At 71.4% G+C, this 19,557-nt stretch carries 12 protein-coding genes; 9 read left to right on the forward strand and 3 right to left on the reverse strand.

Annotated features, from left to right (window positions below; translation table 11 throughout):
- Positions 1-456: 456 nt before the first annotated feature.
- Complete coding sequence (locus tag OV090_RS18410; RefSeq protein ID WP_267705055.1) at positions 457-1,239, forward strand: hypothetical protein; 783 nt, start codon at positions 457-459, stop codon at positions 1,237-1,239.
- 137 nt (positions 1,240-1,376) lie between these two features.
- Positions 1,377-2,792: a site-specific integrase gene (locus OV090_RS18415; RefSeq protein ID WP_267705057.1), complete on the forward strand. Its 1,416-nt coding sequence runs from the start codon at positions 1,377-1,379 to the stop codon at positions 2,790-2,792.
- 255 nt (positions 2,793-3,047) lie between these two features.
- Here the strand turns inward: OV090_RS18415 and OV090_RS18420 are convergent, their stop codons facing one another.
- Entirely contained in the window at positions 3,048-5,759 is a 2,712-nt protein-coding gene (locus OV090_RS18420) for a hypothetical protein (protein WP_267705058.1), read from the reverse strand.
- 83 nt (positions 5,760-5,842) lie between these two features.
- Here OV090_RS18420 and OV090_RS18425 point away from each other — a divergent pair, with 83 nt between their 5' ends.
- The 5 genes from OV090_RS18425 (at position 5,843) to OV090_RS18445 (ending at position 12,666) form a co-directional block, all read left to right on the forward strand.
- Positions 5,843-5,998 carry a hypothetical protein gene (locus OV090_RS18425; protein WP_267705060.1) on the forward strand — a complete coding sequence of 52 codons (156 nt, stop codon included), beginning with the start codon at positions 5,843-5,845 and terminating at the stop codon, positions 5,996-5,998.
- Between the two features lie 266 nt (positions 5,999-6,264).
- Complete coding sequence (locus OV090_RS18430) at positions 6,265-7,791, forward strand: hypothetical protein (protein ID WP_267705062.1); 1,527 nt, start codon at positions 6,265-6,267, stop codon at positions 7,789-7,791.
- Positions 7,792-7,839: 48 nt separating this feature from the next.
- Complete coding sequence (locus tag OV090_RS18435) at positions 7,840-8,586, forward strand: hypothetical protein (protein WP_267705064.1); 747 nt, start codon at positions 7,840-7,842, stop codon at positions 8,584-8,586.
- Positions 8,583-9,506, forward strand: coding sequence for a MoxR family ATPase (locus OV090_RS18440; protein WP_267705066.1), 924 nt, complete (start codon positions 8,583-8,585; stop codon positions 9,504-9,506). Before OV090_RS18435 ends, OV090_RS18440 begins: the two co-directional genes overlap by 4 nt.
- A complete protein-coding gene (locus tag OV090_RS18445; RefSeq protein WP_267705068.1) occupies positions 9,499-12,666 on the forward strand; it encodes an SUMF1/EgtB/PvdO family nonheme iron enzyme in 3,168 nt (1,055 codons plus the stop codon). The genes OV090_RS18440 and OV090_RS18445 overlap by 8 nt, the downstream gene beginning before the upstream one ends.
- A gap of 102 nt (positions 12,667-12,768) precedes the next feature.
- On the opposite strand, the gene OV090_RS18450 is transcribed toward OV090_RS18445, so the two are convergent.
- Complete coding sequence (locus tag OV090_RS18450; protein ID WP_267705070.1) at positions 12,769-12,918, reverse strand: hypothetical protein; 150 nt, start codon at positions 12,916-12,918, stop codon at positions 12,769-12,771.
- Between the two features lie 211 nt (positions 12,919-13,129).
- Here OV090_RS18450 and OV090_RS18455 point away from each other — a divergent pair, with 211 nt between their 5' ends.
- Both OV090_RS18455 and OV090_RS18460 read left to right on the forward strand, forming a co-directional pair.
- Complete coding sequence (locus tag OV090_RS18455) at positions 13,130-17,269, forward strand: serine/threonine-protein kinase (RefSeq protein ID WP_267705072.1); 4,140 nt, start codon at positions 13,130-13,132, stop codon at positions 17,267-17,269.
- A 37-nt stretch (positions 17,270-17,306) separates the two neighbouring features.
- Complete coding sequence (locus OV090_RS18460; protein ID WP_267705074.1) at positions 17,307-18,260, forward strand: FHA domain-containing protein; 954 nt, start codon at positions 17,307-17,309, stop codon at positions 18,258-18,260.
- Between the two features lie 9 nt (positions 18,261-18,269).
- On the opposite strand, the gene OV090_RS18465 is transcribed toward OV090_RS18460, so the two are convergent.
- Complete coding sequence (locus tag OV090_RS18465) at positions 18,270-19,454, reverse strand: hypothetical protein (RefSeq protein WP_267705076.1); 1,185 nt, start codon at positions 19,452-19,454, stop codon at positions 18,270-18,272.
- Positions 19,455-19,557 lie beyond the last annotated feature (103 nt).

Consider the following 19,557-nt stretch of genomic DNA (forward strand, 5'->3'; position numbering starts at 1 on the left):
CGGCGGTCCACCAGCTCGAGCTCGGCCAGGACCTCGCAAGCGTCGGCGTGATCGTCGGCCGCCTGGCCGTGGCTGCCCGCGCGCGCCTCGGCGCCACGTCGTGGTGGGTCCGGCACGCCAGCACCTTGATCGCCCGCGCGCTCGGCACGGCCATGAGCGGGGCAAGGCACCCCGCGAAGCCGCGGACTAAGCCCAGTCGTGGAAGCGCGCCCAACCAGGCGGCCGGCCCGGAGGGGCGACAGCGCTCAACCGGATGTCCGAAAGGACACCACTGGATGTCCCCAAAGACATCCACTGATGTCTTAAGGGACATCCCAAGAAATCCCGCGGATGTCCTTCGAGACAGCAACACGAGCGCCAGCGTCCCCGGCCCCGAAGATGGTCAGTCGGCGCGCCTGCTGAAATTCTTTCGGGCCGCGTATGGCCTCTCGGAGCGGCGTGCTACGGTGCCTCGTCGTGAAGGTGTTGGATGTGATCTGGGCGATCCTACGCGGGATCTTCTGGGGGATCGTCGATGACTCCCTGTTCAACGACGGCAAGGGCCCGGACCAGAAGGAGCGCCCGTGGTGGGAGGAGCAACCCCCTCGCGCCGAGCCACCCGCTGGTGACCACGTCCCGAAGGACAACCCTGCCCCGAAGGACCGAGCAGCGGCGCCAGGCTGGTGGGCCGCGCCCGCGCCGCCCACGTCGCCGCCCACCGTCAAGGTCGAGACGGACGCGGGCACGTTCGTCGCCGCGACTTCCTTCTCCGGCCACCACCTGATGGGCATCCGCCGGGTCGAAAGTCCGCGGCAAGAAGGCGAGAGCCGTCGTCGCCGTCGCGCACCGAGAACGGAGGCGCGCCTGGACAACCCGACGGACTCGACCGCGATCGACTCCGCCCAGGTCGAACTGCGCGCGCAGGAGCCCGAGGTCCCGCAAGTCACGCGCGTCGACGTCGAGCTGCGCCCGCGCGAACCCGACGTCCCTCAGGCCGAGCCCACCACCTCGCTGGCCCTCGCAGCACCTACCAGGCTGACCACCGCCGAGCCCACGCCCACGCGCGTCGGCGCAGGTCGCGACGCCGCAGTCCCGATCGAACCTGGCGAGGAGCCGCGCGTCGCTCGAGCCCGACGCGTGCGAAGCCGACTCGGACCGCCGGGTGCTCGAGCCGCGCCGCAGTTGGTGACCACGCTCGCCACGAGGCTCGCCCTGACGGCGTGCTCACCCGCGCTGAGCGTGGCGAAGAAGCGCGCATGACAGCCGACGCGTAGCGCTCACCTCGAGCGCGAGGAATCAACCTGTCTCAAAGGCCATGGTCATGGCCCACCGTTCCGAGCGTCCGAGCTCGAGCGATGGCGCCTGCCCGGAGGATGACGCGTGAAGGGAGGTGGACGATGAAGCGGAGCGCCGAGGACCCAGCGGACCAGCCCCCACTCGTCCTCTACATCCCAGATCTCGCCCGCGCTCTCGGCCGCTCCGAGAAGGCGATCAAGAACGCCGTCTACCGCGGCGCCCTCCCGACCCCGCGGCGGGTGGCCGGCCGGCTTGCCTGGACGCGCGAAGACGTGCTCTCCTTCCTCGCGGAGAGCCACAGCGCATCGCAGCAAGCGAAGCGCCAAGTGAAGATCACTGCCCGACCCCATCCGCGCGACAAGCACCGCATGCAGGTCACCTTCACTCTGCCCTCCACCGACGGGAGCCGGAAACGGCCCCGCAGAACCGCGCCCGCCGGCATGGACCGCGCGGCCGCGATCGCGTGGGGTCATCGGATGTTGAATGACGTGCTGCGGGAGCACATGGCGACCACGCCCGCGAGAGAGGAGCCCCCGCCCCCTGAACCCAAGCCGATCCCAAGGACCCCGGATTCCAGCGCGCTGACCCTGGCTGAATTCTGGCTCGACGACGTCGAGAGCTATCTCGAGACGCTCGCGCCCGGCTCGCGGAAGGGGTGGCGACAGATCTGGCGCGACCACATCGCACCGGTGCTGGGCGAGCTGCCGCTCGACGCGATCCGTCGCCCCGAGGTCTTGAAGCTCCGGCGCAAGATCAAGCCGCTCGCCACCGCGACCCGCAACGCCATCATCTCCAAGGTCCGCAAGCTCCTCGACATGGCGGCCGAGCTCGGTCACCTCGCCGAGGCGCCACGCATCGCCTCCGAGAAGGGGCTGCCCTGCAAGGAGACCCCGGCCTACACGGCCGAGGAGATCGGGCTGCTGGTCGCAACCGCGAGGTCCCTCAGCCCCGAGCACGTCGCGCTCGTGCTCGTCATGACCGACACCTGCCTGCGCGTGTCCGAGGTCTGCGCGCTCCGCTGGGGCGACGTCGACCTCGCCAGGGGCCTCATCACCGTCCGCCACAACTTCTCGGGCGGCGAGCCCTGGCGGCCGAAGGGCAAGAAGGTCAAGCCGGTCGGCATCACGCCCGACCTCGAGGCCGCGCTCCGAGATCTCCCGCGACGGGGATCTCGCGACCACGTGTTCGTCCGCGACGAGACCGGCCAGCGCCACACGCGGGCGAGCATCATGTGGCGCATGGGACAGGTCCAGACCCGCGCAGGCTTGCCCGTGTGGACGCCCCACAAGTTCCGCCACAGCGGGGTCACCGCCATGGCGGACGCCGGCGCCGACGTCTGGACCATCATGGCCCAGGCGCGACACGCCGACATGAAGACGACGCTCCGGTACGTCCACACGCGCGACGAAGAGATGGCGCGCCGGGCGGCCGCGGTCGTCGCCAAGCGCGGGACGATGACCACCAAATGGCCACCAACGGCCACCATCCCGCAAAACCGGCCGGCAGAGCTCCTTTAGAGCCGATCGCGGCGATCGCCGCAATTTCGCCGGCCCGCTTCGCCAAAAACGCCCCCGCTCCGCGAAACGCTGGAGATCTCCGAACAGCGGGCGTCGACAGCGAAACGGGCCGGTCCCGCTCGGGCCGCCAGGGCCCGCTCAACTCTGGTCGACGGCCACCCCATGGCCACCAACTTCTGCGGGTCTGCCGCCGCCCCCCGACATGCCTCCCACGTGGATCACGGCGCGCGCATCCCCGGTCGCTGTGCCGACGCGTCAGCGAGAGCGAGCACTGAGTCTGCGGAGCCCATCCCACGCCCGCGGAGCGAGCGGACCGCGGGTCGCCAGAATCCTGCGCAAGAACGACTCGGCCTGCGCCATCTCGTCCACGTCGAGCGTGTCGAGCCATGCGAGCAGCAAGCCGAGGCAGACCTCGCGTTGGGCCTCCGGCGCCTGCTGCAGCAACGACCAGGCGGTTCGCGGACGTTCGCGCCTCAGTTCGGCGAGCTGTCCCGGCAGCACCTGCCCGAGGCGCTGCCACGCAATCCCGAAGACTCCACGCGGGAACGCCTCCAACAGCCCCTTCGCCAGCGCTGACGCCACCAGATCCTCCGGCGCAAATTTCCAGGCCGACACCCATTCATCTCGGTTGGACAGGTCGGGATCCTCCTGGGCGAGTTCCAGCCAGGCATCCCACTGCACGCGCTCGAACAGTCGCCATGCGTTCGGATAGAGCTGTGTTTGGGGCGCCATCAGATGCGGACGAAGGTGGCCACGCATGACCTCTACCGGGAGGTACTTCCACACGAGCGCCGCCTGCCGCAGAGCGTCGCGAGCCCACCTCGACCACGGGTGCGGCTCGCCATGGTGCGCCGATGGATCCCACGCCTGCCAGGCGCGCTCGATCACCTGTGCAAACGGCAACCCGACGAGCTCGCAGTGCCGCTGCATGAGCGCAGGGAGCACCGAAGCGATGCGCCAGGTCCGCAGGTACCGCCAAATTTCGACTGCCGGCTCGTCTGTGAGCAGCTCGCGGGTGACCCACGCCGGGAGCACGAGCTCGTTGACGCGGACTTCCGCGCGGGGGGGTCCGCAGCGGGCGAGGATCCGCGCGCCGAGGCGAAGCAGGCCGTCGAGCGCTTGCGATCGGGGCCGCTTCCACAACTCACCGAACCAAACCGCCACAGGGCCGTGGATCGCCCACGCCATTAGGGGGTCCGAGTCGGGTCGCCAAAGCGTCGCGAACGTGCCCGCTTCGTCCTCCGTGAGGACCTCGGTGATCAGCATGCAGGCGACCGCCAGCACCCTGTCTCCGAGATTCGTTTGGTCCGACGTGCCCGAGAACGGCAGCTGCGGCAGCACGTCGGGCCCGCCGGACTGCAGCGTGCGGCCGAGCGCCCGCCAGAGCGCCGCCAGCCGCTCGCGCGGGAGCTCTGCCCCATGCAGGAGGGCGAGCCCGGCCGCGCGCACGCACGTGTCGACCGCGAGCAGGTGCGTGTACTCGAGGTCGGTCGTACGGGCGAGCACCTCATCGAGCCGTGTGAAATCGCCGGCCGCGAGACATCGCGTCAGTGCCTGCACGGCAAGATTGGCGACCACGGGCTGGGCAAGCCGCGCGGTCCAAACGTCGAAGGACGCAGAAAACATGTCCTCGAGGACAGCCTCGCGCAGGCACATCGCCAGCCAGTGCGGCGTCAGCTTCCACCTGCCGCCCGCACGCGCACACAGCGTGCCGGTAACGACCAGGTCTTCGACCAGACGCCGGGTGCTCGGCTCGAGCTTGGCGAGCACTTGCTTCCGCAGCGCTTCGGTCAGCTCGCCCCGCTGCAACAGCGCGCGCGCCCCGTCCACGTCGCGCGCCAGCGCCTCGACCGGCACGAGCGCCTCCCAAGCTGCGCGGGGCAGCCCTTTGAGCCATGCCTCGCCGTGGCGGAACATGGCCTCCTCGATCAGCGCGAGCAACGTCGAGAATCCTTGCTCGCGTAGCCACGCGTAGCGCGAGCCGAGTGCCCCCTCGTGTACTCGCCAGAGCGACTGGAGGTACCGGCGCGCGAGCATGCGGCCGTCGTGCTCTCTGCAGCCGATCTCGTCGAACAGCGCGCACAGCTCCAGCGCCTCGCGCGGGCCGTCGAACCACCGCGCGTAACGCTGCAGGGCTTCGGGAAGCCGCGTGCGCGCGGACTTCTTGCGCAGTCCGCCCCCTTTTCGTGCACGCTCTCGGGCCCACGCGGCGAGTGACTCGATCCACCGCTCAGGGTCCGGCCAGTGGAGCATTTGCCAACCGTCCGGGGCGGTCGCCACCCCCATGTCGGAGCCCACGTCGTACGGCGCGAGCACGCACAGAAACAGCCCGGGGAGGTCTCCCAGGGAGCCGCTCCCGGGCGCGTCCTCTGCGTCGAGATCGACGACCGGCAGGTGCGCGAGCGGGGACTCTGGCGACACTCCGAGAGGAAGACGCGGCGGCGCGTCGAGCACGAGCAGCACGCGTCCGGAGCGCGGTAGATCCGGCAGCGCCTCCTCCCAGGTCGGCTTGCGCACCACCGCGGCGCGTGAGTGGTGCTCGTGCCAACGCGCCACGAGGTCGCGCATGATTCCGTCGGAGAGGTGCCACCAGTGCCGCGTCCAGCGCTCGGGTGCCAGCGCCTCCTCCGGGAGCCCCGGGAACAGCTCCTCGCGCTCGAGCGCCAGTGGACGCAGCTCACCGATCGCCGCGAACCTCGGGGCTGTCTCTGGCGTCCCGGTCGCGTCGTTCAGCAGCGGCTCGAGCTCTCCCTCGTCGATCTCGAGCACCCGCGCGAGCAACTGCATGAGCGGCCCACGCTTGCGCCACCACTCGAGGTTCGCGCCGCGGTCGAGCTCGCGTAGCCGGTTGCCGAGTGAACGCGGGTTCGCGGGGCGCTCGCCGAGTCCGGCTGGCCAGCGTGCGTGAAGCTCGAGGGCCACGGCGTCCGCTGAACGGTCGCTGAAGTGCGCTGCAAGACGTCCCATGCGACGAGTGTGCACAGTGCATGCACCGTGCACAACCGACAGATAACCGTCGACGACAGGGCCCACGGCGCTACTTTGCCGGCATGCACCATCCCAAGATCCTCCGCCGCTCGGCTCCTCGCGGACCTGGCCGATCGCTGCGCCCCACGCTCGCAAAGTGGTTCCGTCGCGTCGCTCACCTCGCTGCCGCCGCGCTCCTGCGCCGGGTCCTTCAGCACCTGCTCAACCTCTTTCTCTGATGGAGGTGCTGCTACCTGGACGGTGCCGGCGGCAGAGCGGCTGGCGCTGCGTCTCCTGGCGAACTCGAGCGCGTCAAGGTCTTTGAGACCGTCGATTCAGCAAGGGTTTAATCCCGATGAAGTTCTTGCTGCGCTTGAAGTGCTTTCGCTCTGATCTGTCGTCGTCCTGCCGGCAACGACCGGTGGAAAAGCACACCTCGTCGAAATTTCCCGAACCCCGTTCTCCCCCTTGATCGTCCCCGGCCGGTGGCGCACTGAAGGCGATCATGGTCCGCTCCGAAGGCCGCGACGACGTGCGGATCGATCCTGCGGAGCTGCTGCACCGCCTGTTACTCTCGCTCTTCACCTCGGGCGACTCGTTTCGCCAGTGGATGTCCCTCGGGCCCGATGGTCCCGAGCTCGTCGCCGAGTTCCCCAGCGGCACGGCGTCGACCTCGGCGACGATCTTCGGTGGCCTCGATATCCTGCGCCGCCGCGGACACATCGACGCCTACTTCTTCGAGCGGCTCCGCACCAAGTTCCCGCGCCGCGGCGACGACATCGCCCGCGCCGCTACGGCCTGGGGCGCGTCCTCGCATCCACCGGGCCCCTCCGCCCGGCCGTCGCCCGCGCCTGGCACCATTCCCCGTCTCGCCCCCTTCCCCGGACCATTGGGGCAGGTCTTCGTGGCCAACCAGGAGCGCGCCGAGCTCGACATCGTCGGCGACCGCGACGGCGATGTCCTTCGCCTCCGCTTCCACCTCCACAACGACGCCGCGCTCGTGCACTCCCGCGACGCGCCGGGCATCGCGGCGATCGTCCAGCGGGTGCGCGAACGTGGGCCGACGCTCGACGGCGCCGCCGCGCTCGCCATCGGTCAGGCGCTCACGACCCTGCTCTTCGGGCTCCCCGGCGAGGCCGCTTATCACCGTCTGTTCCGCAGTCTGTTCCGGCAGCCCGATGAACCCGCCCTGCGGATCGGCCCCGCGCGTCGCCCGGTCCGCTGCCGCCTGCGCTTCTCCGACCCTGAGCTGCGCGCGTTGCCATGGTCGCTGCTCGCAGAGGACGGGCACTGGCTCGCGGACGACGGCTGGCTGTTCGAGTTCGCAGCCTTCGAGGTCGCTCGCAACCATGCGCAGGTCCACCTTCAAGCGCCCTGCACGACGCTGCTGATCGTCCCCGACATCGGCCGGACCGCGAACTTCAACCCGGCCCGGCACCGCGACGACCTCGTCGCGCTGCTCACGGATCTGTGGCGCAAGGTCGTCGATCAGCCCCTCCTCGGCTCGTATATCCTGACCGCGAACACATGGTCCAAAGTGCAGGATCTCGCACCACGGGCCGACGTCGTGTATGTGTGCGCCCAAGCGTCCGACCACGGCGGGCGGTGGACGCTCCGTCTTGATCGTCCCAAGGGCGCCCAGGAGGACGTCCGGCTCGATCTGTTCCTACGCGAGTTACAGACCTCGGCGAAGGTCGTCCATCTCAACGTCGCCGTCCCGAGGACCGGTGCCTTGATGCCGGGGCTGTGTGACCTTCCGGGACCACAAGCCGTGATCGCCCCATGGACGGCGGGATTCGGCTCCGAAGCGGAGGCCGGAGGGCGCCAGTGGCTCCGTGCTCTGCTCGGCGAGGGTCATGACCCCGTCTCTGCGCTGCACGTCGTCACGCGCGAGCAGGCAAGCGCGCGCGCGGGCACGATGCAGGCGATGACGCGCTACCGCGGGTGGAGGACCACGCCCGCGCCCGCTGAGCTCTACACCGGACGCGCCCGGCTACACGTCGACCGCCGCAATCAGCGCTTGCGCTTCTAAGACCTCCTGCAGAACCTCGCGCGCCACGAGACCCGCCGAGTCGAGGCCGTGATCGCCTATGGCGAGGCGCCGCACGGCATCGTCGCGCTCCCTGACCTGCTCGAACAGCACGTCGAGGACGCGTGCGACCAGGAAGTGCGGGCGACGATCCACGTCGTCCGCGACCGCCTGCTCCTGCCCGAACCGCGACACGACCTCGAGACCAGCCTCCACGACGTCGTTTGTAGCGCCCTCAACATCTCGCTCGGCGGCACTCTCGGCGGAGCATTGACGATCCGCTTCACGTCGATTCACACGGATCGCGGGACCCGCAAGATCTTGTGGATCGACTGGGGCGTGGTCGGCACCGACGAGCCGCTGCAGCGCACGCAATTGCTCGCGTGGCTGCGCTACCACGTTCAGAGGCTCGGGGCGCACTGCCCAGCGGAGGGTCGGATCGTAGCGACGCTGTGCGTCGCCGCGTCGGCCCCCGGTTGTCGCAAGCTCGGGGCGTTCCTCGAGCGGGGCGTACCGGACGACGTCGCCCGTACCGCGACCGCGAGTTACACGGCGCTACCCGAGCTTCTCCCTGTCCAGCGCAGCGACCTCGTCGACTACCTCGAGCATCACTCGAGCTGTCCTTCCTGCCAGATCGGTGCGGTCGCGGACGCGCTGCTTCACGCGACGGGCGGCCGCTTCGAGGCGCTCGTCGAGCGCATCGAGGCGGTCGAACACCGCGAACAGACTTGGGATCGACTCGCCCGCGCCCGCGTCCACGACCCTCCTGAAACTCTCGACGACGAGGAATTCCGATGACCTTCGCCCTGATTCGCCGCGGACAACCTCCTCGGCCTCCGGCCTTCCTCGCCCAGCGCAACGTCCCCCGGCGCCTCCATGACCTCGCTGCCGCTGCCGAGTGCTTTCAAATTGACGACGACCTCGCCGAGGCCGTCAACGTCGCCCTCGCGGTCGGCGCGCCGCTGCTGCTGACCGGCGAGCCTGGGACCGGCAAGACCCAGCTTGCGTACTACCTCGCCTGGCAGTTCGGCCTTCAGCCCGAGCAGCCCTTCACCCTCGAAGTCAAGTCGAACAGCGCCGCCCGCGATCTCCTCTATCGCTTCGACACGGTCGCTTACTTTCACGAGGCACAGCGACGCGACGGCGCGCGCATCGACAAGCAGTCGTTCATCGAGAAAGGCCCGTTGTGGCGCGCCTTCGCGGCGATCCGCTCCGGAAAACCGGCGATCGTGCTGATCGATGAAATCGACAAGGCCCCGCGCGATTTCCCCAACGACCTGCTCCACGAACTCGACCAGTACAGCTTCAGGGTCGCGGAGACAGGCGAGGTGATCACCGCCGATCGCAATGCGCCGCCGCCCGTCGTCGTCGTGACGAGTAACTCCGAAAAGCGCCTGCCCGACGCGTTCCTGCGCCGCTGCGTCGTGCATCGCATCGAGTTCAGCGAGGAAGTGTTGCGCGACGCCGTCGCGGCGCGGCGCGAACTACAGAAACAGCAGGCCCTGAGTGAGACGGCCCAGAGGCGCTTCCTCGAGGTCCGCCGGCAGCTCCTGGCGCACCAGCACAAGCCGCCCGCGACGGCCGAATTCCTGGTTTGGCTCGCCGCGCTGCAGGCCTGCAGTGTGCGCGCCGAGGACCTGGCGAAGGTCCCCACGCGCGAGCTGCCGCTGCTCTCGGCCCTGGTGAAAGACTCGAGTGCGAGGGAGAGCCTTGGCTGATCTGCCCTACGGCGAGCTCGAGCGGTTGTACGCGCTGTTGGCGGCGCGGAACGTCGACACCGGCGTACTCGAGCGTGTGCGCCTCGAGTGGTTGCTCGAGCAAGCCGGGGCTCCAGGCGAGCCGTTCGCGTTCACTGCCTTCGTCGAGAATCGACGCGACACGCTCCGCCGCCAGATGCGGGCGCTACTCGCCAAGTCAACGGAGCTGGGGCGCGCGGTCGAGGAAGGCTTCACCGCGTGGGTCGCCACGTTGCCGCGACCCGCAGCTCCGTCACCTTCGCGATCCTCGCCGGCCTGGCACCTGGAGCTCCCGCAGCGCGGGGATGCAGGACGTTCATGGCGACGATCTCTGCGGGTGCTCGCACCGCTTGTCGTCACCATGGGGCTGTTCGCGGTCCTGTGGCCTCGTACCCCGGAAATTGGGCAGGAGCCCGAACCAGAACCAGAACCAGAGCAGGGACCGGTTCTCGACGAGCCGGAACCTGAACAGGCACCCGAGCCTGGGCCCACCACCCCCGAATCGACGCCGCCCTGTCCGTGGTGGCTCTTCGGGCTCGGCGCCCTCGGTGTCGGACTCGCCGTCGGCCTCCTCGCCGCCGCGCTCGCGCGCCCCCGCTTCCCGCCGCCCCTCCCCGCCCCGCGTGTCCGCGGCGATGCGCGAGCGGGCGCCGAGACGCCGCCGAGCCGTGGGCTGCTCATCCTCAGCCGCGCCGACCAGGACGCGCTGGTCTGGGGGATTGGAAAGGCTCTCTCGGACAGTTTTACCGATCGCCTCGACGCCGAGCGTACTGTCACCGCGACAGCCGAACGTGGGGGACTCCTGTCGCTTCACTTCGAACAAGCCCGCGCATACCGCGGCGTATGGCTGTGGATCGATCGTCGCAGCCGGGTTCAGCGCGATGCGCTTCGCCTGGCTGACGAGATCGAAAGCACGCTGACGAGCGCGGGCCTACCTGTCCATCGGGCCATGTTCTCGGGGATTCCCGAGCTGCTCGAGCTCGAGGACGGCAACCGCCGGACACCGGCGCAGCTCGGCGCCCGGCACCGAGGAGCGCGGGTCGTCGTGCTGACCGACGGCGCCGTCCTCGTCGCGCACCACCGCAACGCCGATCAGCGGTCGCGCGTGATGGCGTGCCTCGCCGACCTCGCGGACTGGGAGTCTCTCGCTGTCGGCGACCTCGGCAGCAAGGCCGGTTTCGCGGAACTGCTGCAACGCTTCGGTCTGCCTCGCCTCGCGCCGCAGGACATCGTCGCGCACCTCGCCGGCCTGCGCGCCGTCCGGCGCTCGGGGCAGGGCGACCTGCTCGCGTGGGAGATCGCCTGCGCCGTCATGATGCGCCGAGTGAGTGAAGATGAGGCCTTGGCGCTGCGCAACACGCTGAGGCTCGACGTCATGCCGTGGGACCTGCCGATGTTACGGGGGCGCGCCCCTGGCCCGGCGAGCTCGTTGCAGTGGACCCAGTCGACGCGCGCCGCAGCATTTTCACGCTTCTCTCGCGGAGAGCGCTACGCGGAAGGCCTCGCGCAGCAAAGCCTGCTGATGCACGCGCTCGCATGGTGGCGATGGCGATGCGATGAGATCGAGGCCACCTCGCTGCGGAGCGATCCTCACTGGCGCGAGACGTTGCCCGGCCTGCGTCTCGCGGGCGAACGCGCGATGCTCGACCTGTGGGTGGAGCCGGACCGGGCCGTAGGCGAGCTCTTCCGCCTGCTCGAGCACGACGCGCAGCACATTCGCGGGCTCGTCGGCGGCTTCGTCGACGCCGACACCCCGACGGGGGGCCGATACGTGCAACTGCCCTGGCGCCTGCCGGACCGCCCACGCGCGGTGCGGGCGATGCTGCGAGCCCTCGGCTTCGCGCCCGCGGTGCGCAGGCCGGAAGGCTTGGCGCGCCCCGGCGTGCTCGGTCCGGTCGCCGGGGTGGTCGGCGTCGGCGTCGCTCTGCTGACGACCTGGCCCGAAGCGACGGTGGTAACAGCGCGGTCACTTGCGGTCGCGCTCGCGGCAGTCACCGCCGTGGGGGCCGCCGCGATGTGGCTCACCCGCTCGGATCGTGCGTTCATCTGGCGCTTCGGACATGTCCCTGTGAACAGCATCATCGCAGCAGCACTGTGGTCGTACGCGCCTGGCGTACCGGAACCATCTCTGGGACCAGAGCCCCAGGGCGACGCGACGCCGACCACCGGGGCCGCACCGGAGCCGGAGCCCGAGGGCCCCGTGCCCGAAGTTCCGCTCGTCATCGCTTCCCCGCTTCCGGAACCCGGAATGCGCACGCCACCGATCTGTCCCAAGGGGCAGATACTCGTCGAGGGCAAGTGCAAGCCAAAGCAGCCCTGCCCAACCTGCAGGACCAGCACCACGCCCACCGACCGCGGAGCGCCCGAGGTATTGGGCGTGGTGACACCCGAGCGAGCGCCGGTGCAGCCGCCGGAGCCGATCGAGTCGGAGATGAGCTGCCCCACAGGCATGGCTGTGATCGCCGGCACGGACCCGGGCGGCTTTGCGGACGGCGCGACGGGCAACAAGCACGAAATCAAGGCCCTGTGCATCGACGTCACCGAAGTGACCGTCGCAGCCTTCGCGCGCTGCGTCGACGGGGGCAGCTGCACCGAACCCGACGCGGACGGCCACTGCAACTGGGGGAAACCCGATCGCCGGGACCATCCCATCAACTGCGTCGACCTCGAGCAGGCGAGAAGCCACTGTAGGCATCTTGGCAAGCGGCTACCCACCGAGTGGGAGTGGGAGTGGGCCGCGCGCGGCGGCGACGAGGCGCGGAGGTACCCTTGGGGCGAGGAGTCCCCGAGCTGTGCGCGCGTCGTCATGGGCCACAATGGTTGTGGCAAGGGCCGCACGTGGCCAGTCAGGTCGAAGTCACGAGGCAGCAGCCGAGATGGCCTTCAGGACATGTCCGGAAACGTTTGGGAATGGACGAGCAGTGTGATGGTCCAACGCAAACACAAGCTCACGAACGTTAGCCTCGACTTCCCAGTCGCCCGTGGCGGTTCGTGGAACGACACCGACCCAGCTTGGTTCCAGGTCGCGTCCCGGTGGATGAAAGCTCGCAATCTCAAGTCACCAGAAGGCGGGTTTCGCTGCGTCACGGAAGCCTCGAGTCAGGCCCCGGTGGAGTCGCGGGAGACGCGAGAACACCCTTGATGCTGCCGTAGAGACCGACTTGTGAGCCCATCCACAACGGGTTCTGCCAGGAACTTCCGGTAGGGGGCATGCGAGCGAGGCTCTTGGCAAAGGCCCCACTCGTCAGCCGAGCGGTCCGTGCAGCTCGGCGAGTGGCGGGTTGTCAGGGTCGGGGTCGTAGATGCCAAGGCCGTCGAAACAGGCGCCGATCTCGGCTGTGAAGGGACCGCTCGCGCGAGCCATCCGGGCGCATCCGGCGAGCAGCGCGAGCACCTCCTCGAAGAGGGGCCGCTCGAAGTCTCCGTCGCAACACATGCCTCTCGAGTGCGTGATCGACCAGGCGCGCCACGTACCACGATCGCGCGCGGGCGAAGCGCTCGGCCCGCCGCGAACTCTTCTTCATCGACTGCGCGCCGCGCCGAGGCTGCGGCCGCCCGTGATAGCCTCGACCCCGCGATGAACCTGTGCGCGCCTGCCCGCTGCCATGAGCTCGCGTGAGCCCACCGAGCCGCGCACGGCCGTGACCGTCAGCGCGCATGCGGGGCAGGACGGCCCGTCCGGGGAGGCGCCGGTGCGGATCGGCCGCTACCTGCTCGCCGGGCCGATCGGCCGCGGAGGCATGGGCGTCGTCTACCTGGCGCGCGACGAGGTGCTCGGACGGCGCGTCGCCCTCAAGCTGCTCGACAGCGGCGCGGCCATGGCGACGCAGCAGGCCCGGCTGCTGCTGGAGGCGCAGGCCCTGGCCCGCCTGGCCCACCCCAACGTCGTCACGGTGCACGAGGCGGGCGAGCACGCCGGGCGCATCTTCCTGGCGATGGAGTTCGTGCCGGGCGACACGCTGCGGGCCTGGCAGCGCGAGCGCGAGCGCGACCGGGCCGAGCTGCTGGCCGTCGCGATGCAGGCCGGGCGCGGCCTGGCCGCGGCGCACGACGCCGGGCTCGTGCACCGCGACGTCAAGCCCGACAACATCATGGTCGGCGTCGACGGTCGCGTGCGCGTGATGGACTTCGGCCTCGCGCGACTGGCCCGCACGCTCGCCGGCGACGACGACGAGCTCGCGTCGCCGGCGTCTCCGGGCCCGCTGACCCAGGTCGGCGCGGTGATCGGTACGCCGGGGTACATGGCGCCGGAGCAGCGGCGCGGCGCCGTCGTCGACACCAGCGGCGACATCTACAGCTTCTGCGTGGTGCTCTACGAGCTGCTGGCCGGCGAGCGTCCGGGCCGCGAGGCGCCGCAGGCAGTGCTGGTGCGGCGGGGCGTGCCGGCCTGGCTCGCTGCGGTGGTCGTACGCGGCCTCTTGGACGACCCCACGGCGCGCTGGCCGACGATGCACGCGCTGCTCGACGCCCTCGAGCAGGACCCGATCGCGCGCCGGCGGAGGCGCCTGCGGATCGCCGGCATCATCGCGCTCACCGGCCTCGTCGTGACCGCGCTGGTGCTCGGCGGGCTGGCGTGGCGGGCCTCGATCCTGCGGGCTCGCGTCGAGCAAGTCGCCGCGGACCGGCTCACGGCGATCGGGCAGGTGGAAGATCCGGAGGCCGCGTTCGCGGCGTTCGTCGCCGATCCGGCGCACCGCGGCACGCGGGCGGTGGCCCAGGCGTGGCAGCGGCGCGGCGACGAGGCGCGGGCCGCGGGGCGCGGCGACGAGGCGATCGCCGCGTACGCGCGGGCCTACGTCGATGCCGCGCACCCCGACGACGTCACCGCGACGCTGCGCTCGCTCGCCGCGGCGACCCATGCCAACGGAGACGGACCGGCGCTCGCGCCCGTGGTCGCCGAGCTGCGCGCCCGCGGGGTCGACGACGACGAGCTGCGCGCTCAGTCGGTGTTCGCCGCCCTGGCCCTGCGCGACCTCCCGGGCGCGCTCGCCGAAACGCCGGCGGACAGCCCGTGGCGCCCGCTCCTGGCCGCCCTGGCCGCCGGGCACCCGCACCCGAAGGACTTGCTCTCGCCGGCCTACGCCCTGCCTCCCGGAGGCCGGGCCGCATACGCGGTCGGGTCGGCGAGCGGCGAGACAGTGCTGCTCGACGACCGGCTCGCGGAGGTCGGCCGCCGGCCGTTCGGCGAGTACCACCTCATAGCGGGGACCACCCGCAAAGTGGTCCGCGGGACCGACCTCGTCGACCTCGACGCCCCGGACGTCATCCTGTGGCGCGCCGAGCACCTCGTCGCCTACGGAGCGGCCCTGCGACCCGGGCCCGGGCGGCCGCCGGTCTTCGTGTTCCAGTACCTCTGGCCGCACCTCGGCTTCTACCGCCTGGTCGAAGAGCCAGGTCAGCCGCTCTCCGCCGCGGTCGCGCACGCCGGCACCCACGCCGCGGACGCAGCCTGGGAGACGGCGTGGTCGGGCGACCTCGACGGCGACGGACGCGAGGAGTTGGTCGCCAGCTTCCAGAACACCTACGACCTGCGGGTGTTCGACCTGGATGACGAGGGCGCGTTGCGGCTGCGCTGGCGCGGACCCGCGGGGTACGTCGTGGGGATCGCAGGGGCGCGCCGCGGCGACGAGCGCCTCGTGGCCGTCGTCCGCGACGCCCTGCACGCCCTGCCCAGCGAGTACCCCGAGCCACCCCACCTGGGCGGGCCCGCGGGGTTCGAGCTGCTGCGCTGGGACGGCGAGGCGCTGCGCCCGGTCGCCCACGTGCCGTTGCCGCACCCGGACATTCCCGTCTCCCTGCGCACCCTCCTCGCCGCCGACCTCGACGGCGACGGCGACGACGAGCTGCTCCAGGGCTTTCGCCGCGGCGAGGACCACGGCTTGCTGCTCGCGCAGTTGAGCGGCGACGGCGGCGAGACGCGGATGATCGGCGGTCTCAGCTCTCTTTTGGTGGTCCAGAGCGACGACGACCCGGCCGACGAGCTCGTCGTCCGCCTGCAACCCGAGGGGGGCACGTGGGTCCTCGGCGACGGCGAGGCCGCGATGCCAGCAGTGCCGCCGGGGCGCGGCCCGGGCGCGACCTTCCCCGTCGACGACCCGTGGCTCGCCGAGCGCACCATCCACGCCGAGGCGCTGGCAGGCATGGGTCGCGCCCGCGAGGCCGCCGGGGCTTACGCCGACCTCGCCCGCATGACCGCCGACCCCGACGTCCGCGGCCGCGTGCTCGCCCGCGCCGCCGCGCTGTGGTCCGCGGTCGGCGACGACGAGCAGGTGCTCGCGATCGACGCGCACCTCGCCGACGACCCGCGACTCGGCGCGGCCGCTCTGGCCCGCAGCGTCGCGGCGCTGGACCGCCTCGCCCGCCACGTCGAGGCCCACGCCGCGGCCGTCCGCCTGGCCGAGCACCCGGCGCGCAGCGACGCCGAAGCCGCGCAAGCGGCCGCCCAGATCGCCCGCCTGGAGCCGCTCGTCCGCCCGGGCGCCCGGCTCGACGTCGACTTCGCCGACCTCGGCCGCTGGCACGTCGAGCGCCCGGCCGGCCTGCGCCGCGGCGCCGAGCGTGGCGAGCTCGCGCTGACGGCGGTCGGCCCTGCGCCGGCGGCCTGGTTGCCGCTCGAGTGGGACGGCGAGGCGCTGGCCCTCGAGGTCGAGCTCGACGCGGACCGCCTCGAGAGCGGCGCGTGCCTGTCGGTCGAGGTGCAGGACGAGACCGGCACCGCGTTGGTCGGCACGCGCGTGTGCGGCGGGGCCGGTCCCAGCGCGCTGAACCGGGACCTGAGTTGTTCGGTCGGCGGCGACCTCCCGTTCACCCAGTACCAACGAGATGTCCCTTCGGCCAGGTCTGTCAGCCGCCACGTCGCGCGCGCCGGGTGGTTCCGCGGCGGCGAAGTCACGTGCAGCGCCGGCGGCCGTCGGGTGGCCAGGCCAGCCCCGCCCACCACCGGACCGCTGCGGCTGGTGATCGGAGCGATGACCGACGTCCGCCCCACCCCCGCCGAGGGCACGCTGCGCCGCGTGACGGTTCTCGGCGCCCGGGCCGGCGCGTCCATGGACACCGACGCGTGGGACCGGGCCGCTCGCCACCTCGCCGCGGGCGACGCGATCGCTGCGCGGGATGTCCTCGAGGACAGCATCGCCCGGACCGCGCGCGAGCGGCTGATCCTCGTCGACATGCGCGACCGCCTCGGTGACGTCGACGGCCTGACCGCGGCGATCGACGCCGCCGCCGCCCTCCTCCTCGCGCCCGCGCACCGCCCCGACCTCGCGCTCCTGATCCGCACCCGCCCGCTCGCCGCCGCCGTCCTGCAGCGCCGCCTCGGCGGCCGCCTGCTCCCGGCCCTCAGCGAGGTGTGGTCGGTCCTGCCCGTCCACCGCAACGACCGCGAGACCCGCCAGGCGGCGCTGCGCGAGCTCGCCGGCGTCGGCGACCTCGTCCCACAAAACCACAGCGAGGCCGACGCGCTCGCCCACCTGCTGCTCGTGCGCGGCTTGCTCTCCGCCGCCGAGGGTCTCCCGGACATGGCCGAGCGCGATCTCGCAGCCGTCCTCGCGCTCGGCGATGACGCTCCGAATGACGACCTGGTCGAGCTGCACGCCGCGCTCGCTCGCCTGTGGATCGCCGAGCGCCCCGCGGTCGCACGCGCGCACGCGCAGACGGCGGTGCGGCGCAGCAGCGATCCCGAGCGCACGCGCGAGCGCCTCCTCCGCGAGCTCGCGCTCGCGGGCTTGCTCGCGGGTCCCACATAGACGAGGCCGCCCGCGTCCCGGCATAGTCGTCCGCGGCATGGCGCGGCTGCGAAAGACCGACGGCAGCACCGGCTGGCTGCTGCGCAGCCGCGACCTGATCGGCCGCTCGCGGGCCTGCACGATCCGCCTCGACGAGCCCGAGGTGTCCGGCGAACACGCCGTCCTCCGCTGGACCGGCGCCTGCTGGGACATCAAGGACCTCCACAGTCGCAACGGCGTCCACGTCGACGGCCGCCGCCTCGAGCCGGGCGTCCCGGCCGTGCTGGCGGCCGGCAGCGTCATCGGCTTCGGCCGCGCCGACGGCTACACCCTCGTCGACGCCGGCGAGCCCGTCGCGTTCGCCGAGCCACACGGCGGCGGCGAGCCGATCGAATCACTCGGGGGGATCCTCGCGCTCCCGGACCCCGATGCGCCCGCGGCGATGATCTTCCGCAGCGGCGCGACCTGGTCGATGGACCAGGCCGGCGAGGTCGTCCCGATCACCGACGACGAGACCGTCCAGATCGGCCCCAGCACTTTCCGACTCCATCTCCCCGAGGCGCTGCCGCCGACCGCCAACGCGGCACCGTCCGCCCCGCAGCTCGACGACTTGCACCTCCGCTTCGCGGTCAGCCGCGACGAGGAGTACGTCGAGTTGGTCGCCACCCACGCCGACCGGGTGTTCGACCTCCAGGCCCGCAGCCACCACTATCCGCTGCTCTTGCTGGCCCGCGCGCGCCTGCGCCAGCGCGACCTCCCGCCCGCCTACCAGGGCTGGGTCCACCAGCACGCCCTGCTCGAGCAGCTCCGCATCGACCGCAACCAGCTCCACCTCAACATCTTCCGCGCGCGCCGTCAGTTCGGCGAGGCCGGCATCGGCGACGCCGCCCGCATCATCGAGCGCCGCCCGAACACGAGCCAGCTGCGCATCGGCGTGCAACATCTGGAGATCGTCGCAAGCGACGACGACACCGATGACCCACGCCGTCGCGCCGCGCGCTCACCGCGGTGATACGCCGCCTCACAAGAACAACCGCAACGCTCTTTGTAAAAACTCCCGCACCGCGCTCGTCGTCGCGGCCAGGGGCAGGGCCGGGAGCGCGCCGAGCAACGCGAGCACCAGGATGTCGCGCGGCTCGAACGGCACCAGGCGGATCCCTCGGATCACCGCGTGGCATGCAGCCAGATCTGCGAGCGACTGCACGTCGGGCGTGCCGAGGAGTGCTTCGTCGTCGCCCTCCCGCGCACCGAGCCACTTCGCCTCGAACCGTTGCGCGTAGCGGCTGCCCCACACCCCGTACTGCAACAGCCCGCGCAGCTTCAGGCGCAGGAGCGTCGGCGCCACCACGAACAGCGGCCCCACCACGCACAGGAGCGCCAGCACCAGCGCCGCGACGTAGCTCGAGTGGTACTGCTCGAGCGTGGCGCCGGCGAACAGGATGCGCGTGGCGATCGCGCTGGCGATCGCCGCGCTCACCGCGAACACGGGGATCGCAAACGGCAACAGGCCGTCGCCGAGAAAGCCGAGCCCACCGGCGCGATCGGGGTGCGTGGCGGTGAGCTGCAGCTCGAGGCGTGACACCCGGCGCAGGAATCGTCCCCACACGAACAGGCGGTGGACCCAGCGAACCAGCACGAAGTGAAACAGCGGCAACGAGACCAGCGCATACCACCCGCCCGCCAGAGTGAACCCGCGAGTCACACCTCGCGCCTGCCACGAGTCCTCCACTCCGCCCTCGCCGAGCGCCACGACGCCCGCGGTGATGAGGTAAGCCGCCGCGAGCACGACCACCGCCGCGACCCGCGAATCACGAGCGCGCCGCGCTGCCACCAGGACCCCGGCGAACAGCGCCTGATCGTCCTCGCGCACGAGGTCGGCGGCGGTGAACTGCGCGGTGCAGCGATCGAGCCGCGCGCCGATCGGCAAGTCCGCCAGCACCAGCAGGGGCACGGCGACGAGGAACCGGGTGTGCGTCGACAGATCGTGGAGGAGCGGCAAGCTCGCGCCGCCGACCAGCACCCCGTCCACCGCCGCGAGCACGACGAGCGGCAACCACGCGAACAGAATCACTTTTAAAAAGGCCGCGCCCGCGCGGCCCCGCAGCGGCGTCACGCCGAGCCGTCGCAGCGCGCCGGCGCAGGGACCGCCGTCGACCCAGAACAGCGCTTCACAGATGTCGCCGCCGGGCGAACGAGCCTCACGCATGCGAGCGAAGCGTGAGCGCCGATCGATCGCCGCGGAGGGACGCAGCGAGCCGCGGCGCCGCGCCCGGCCTGCTCCACCCCGCGCGCCCCCGTCGACGCGCGTT

It is taken from the genome of Nannocystis sp. RBIL2 (genome assembly GCF_026626745.1).
Lineage (GTDB): Bacteria > Myxococcota_A > Polyangia > Nannocystales > Nannocystaceae > Nannocystis.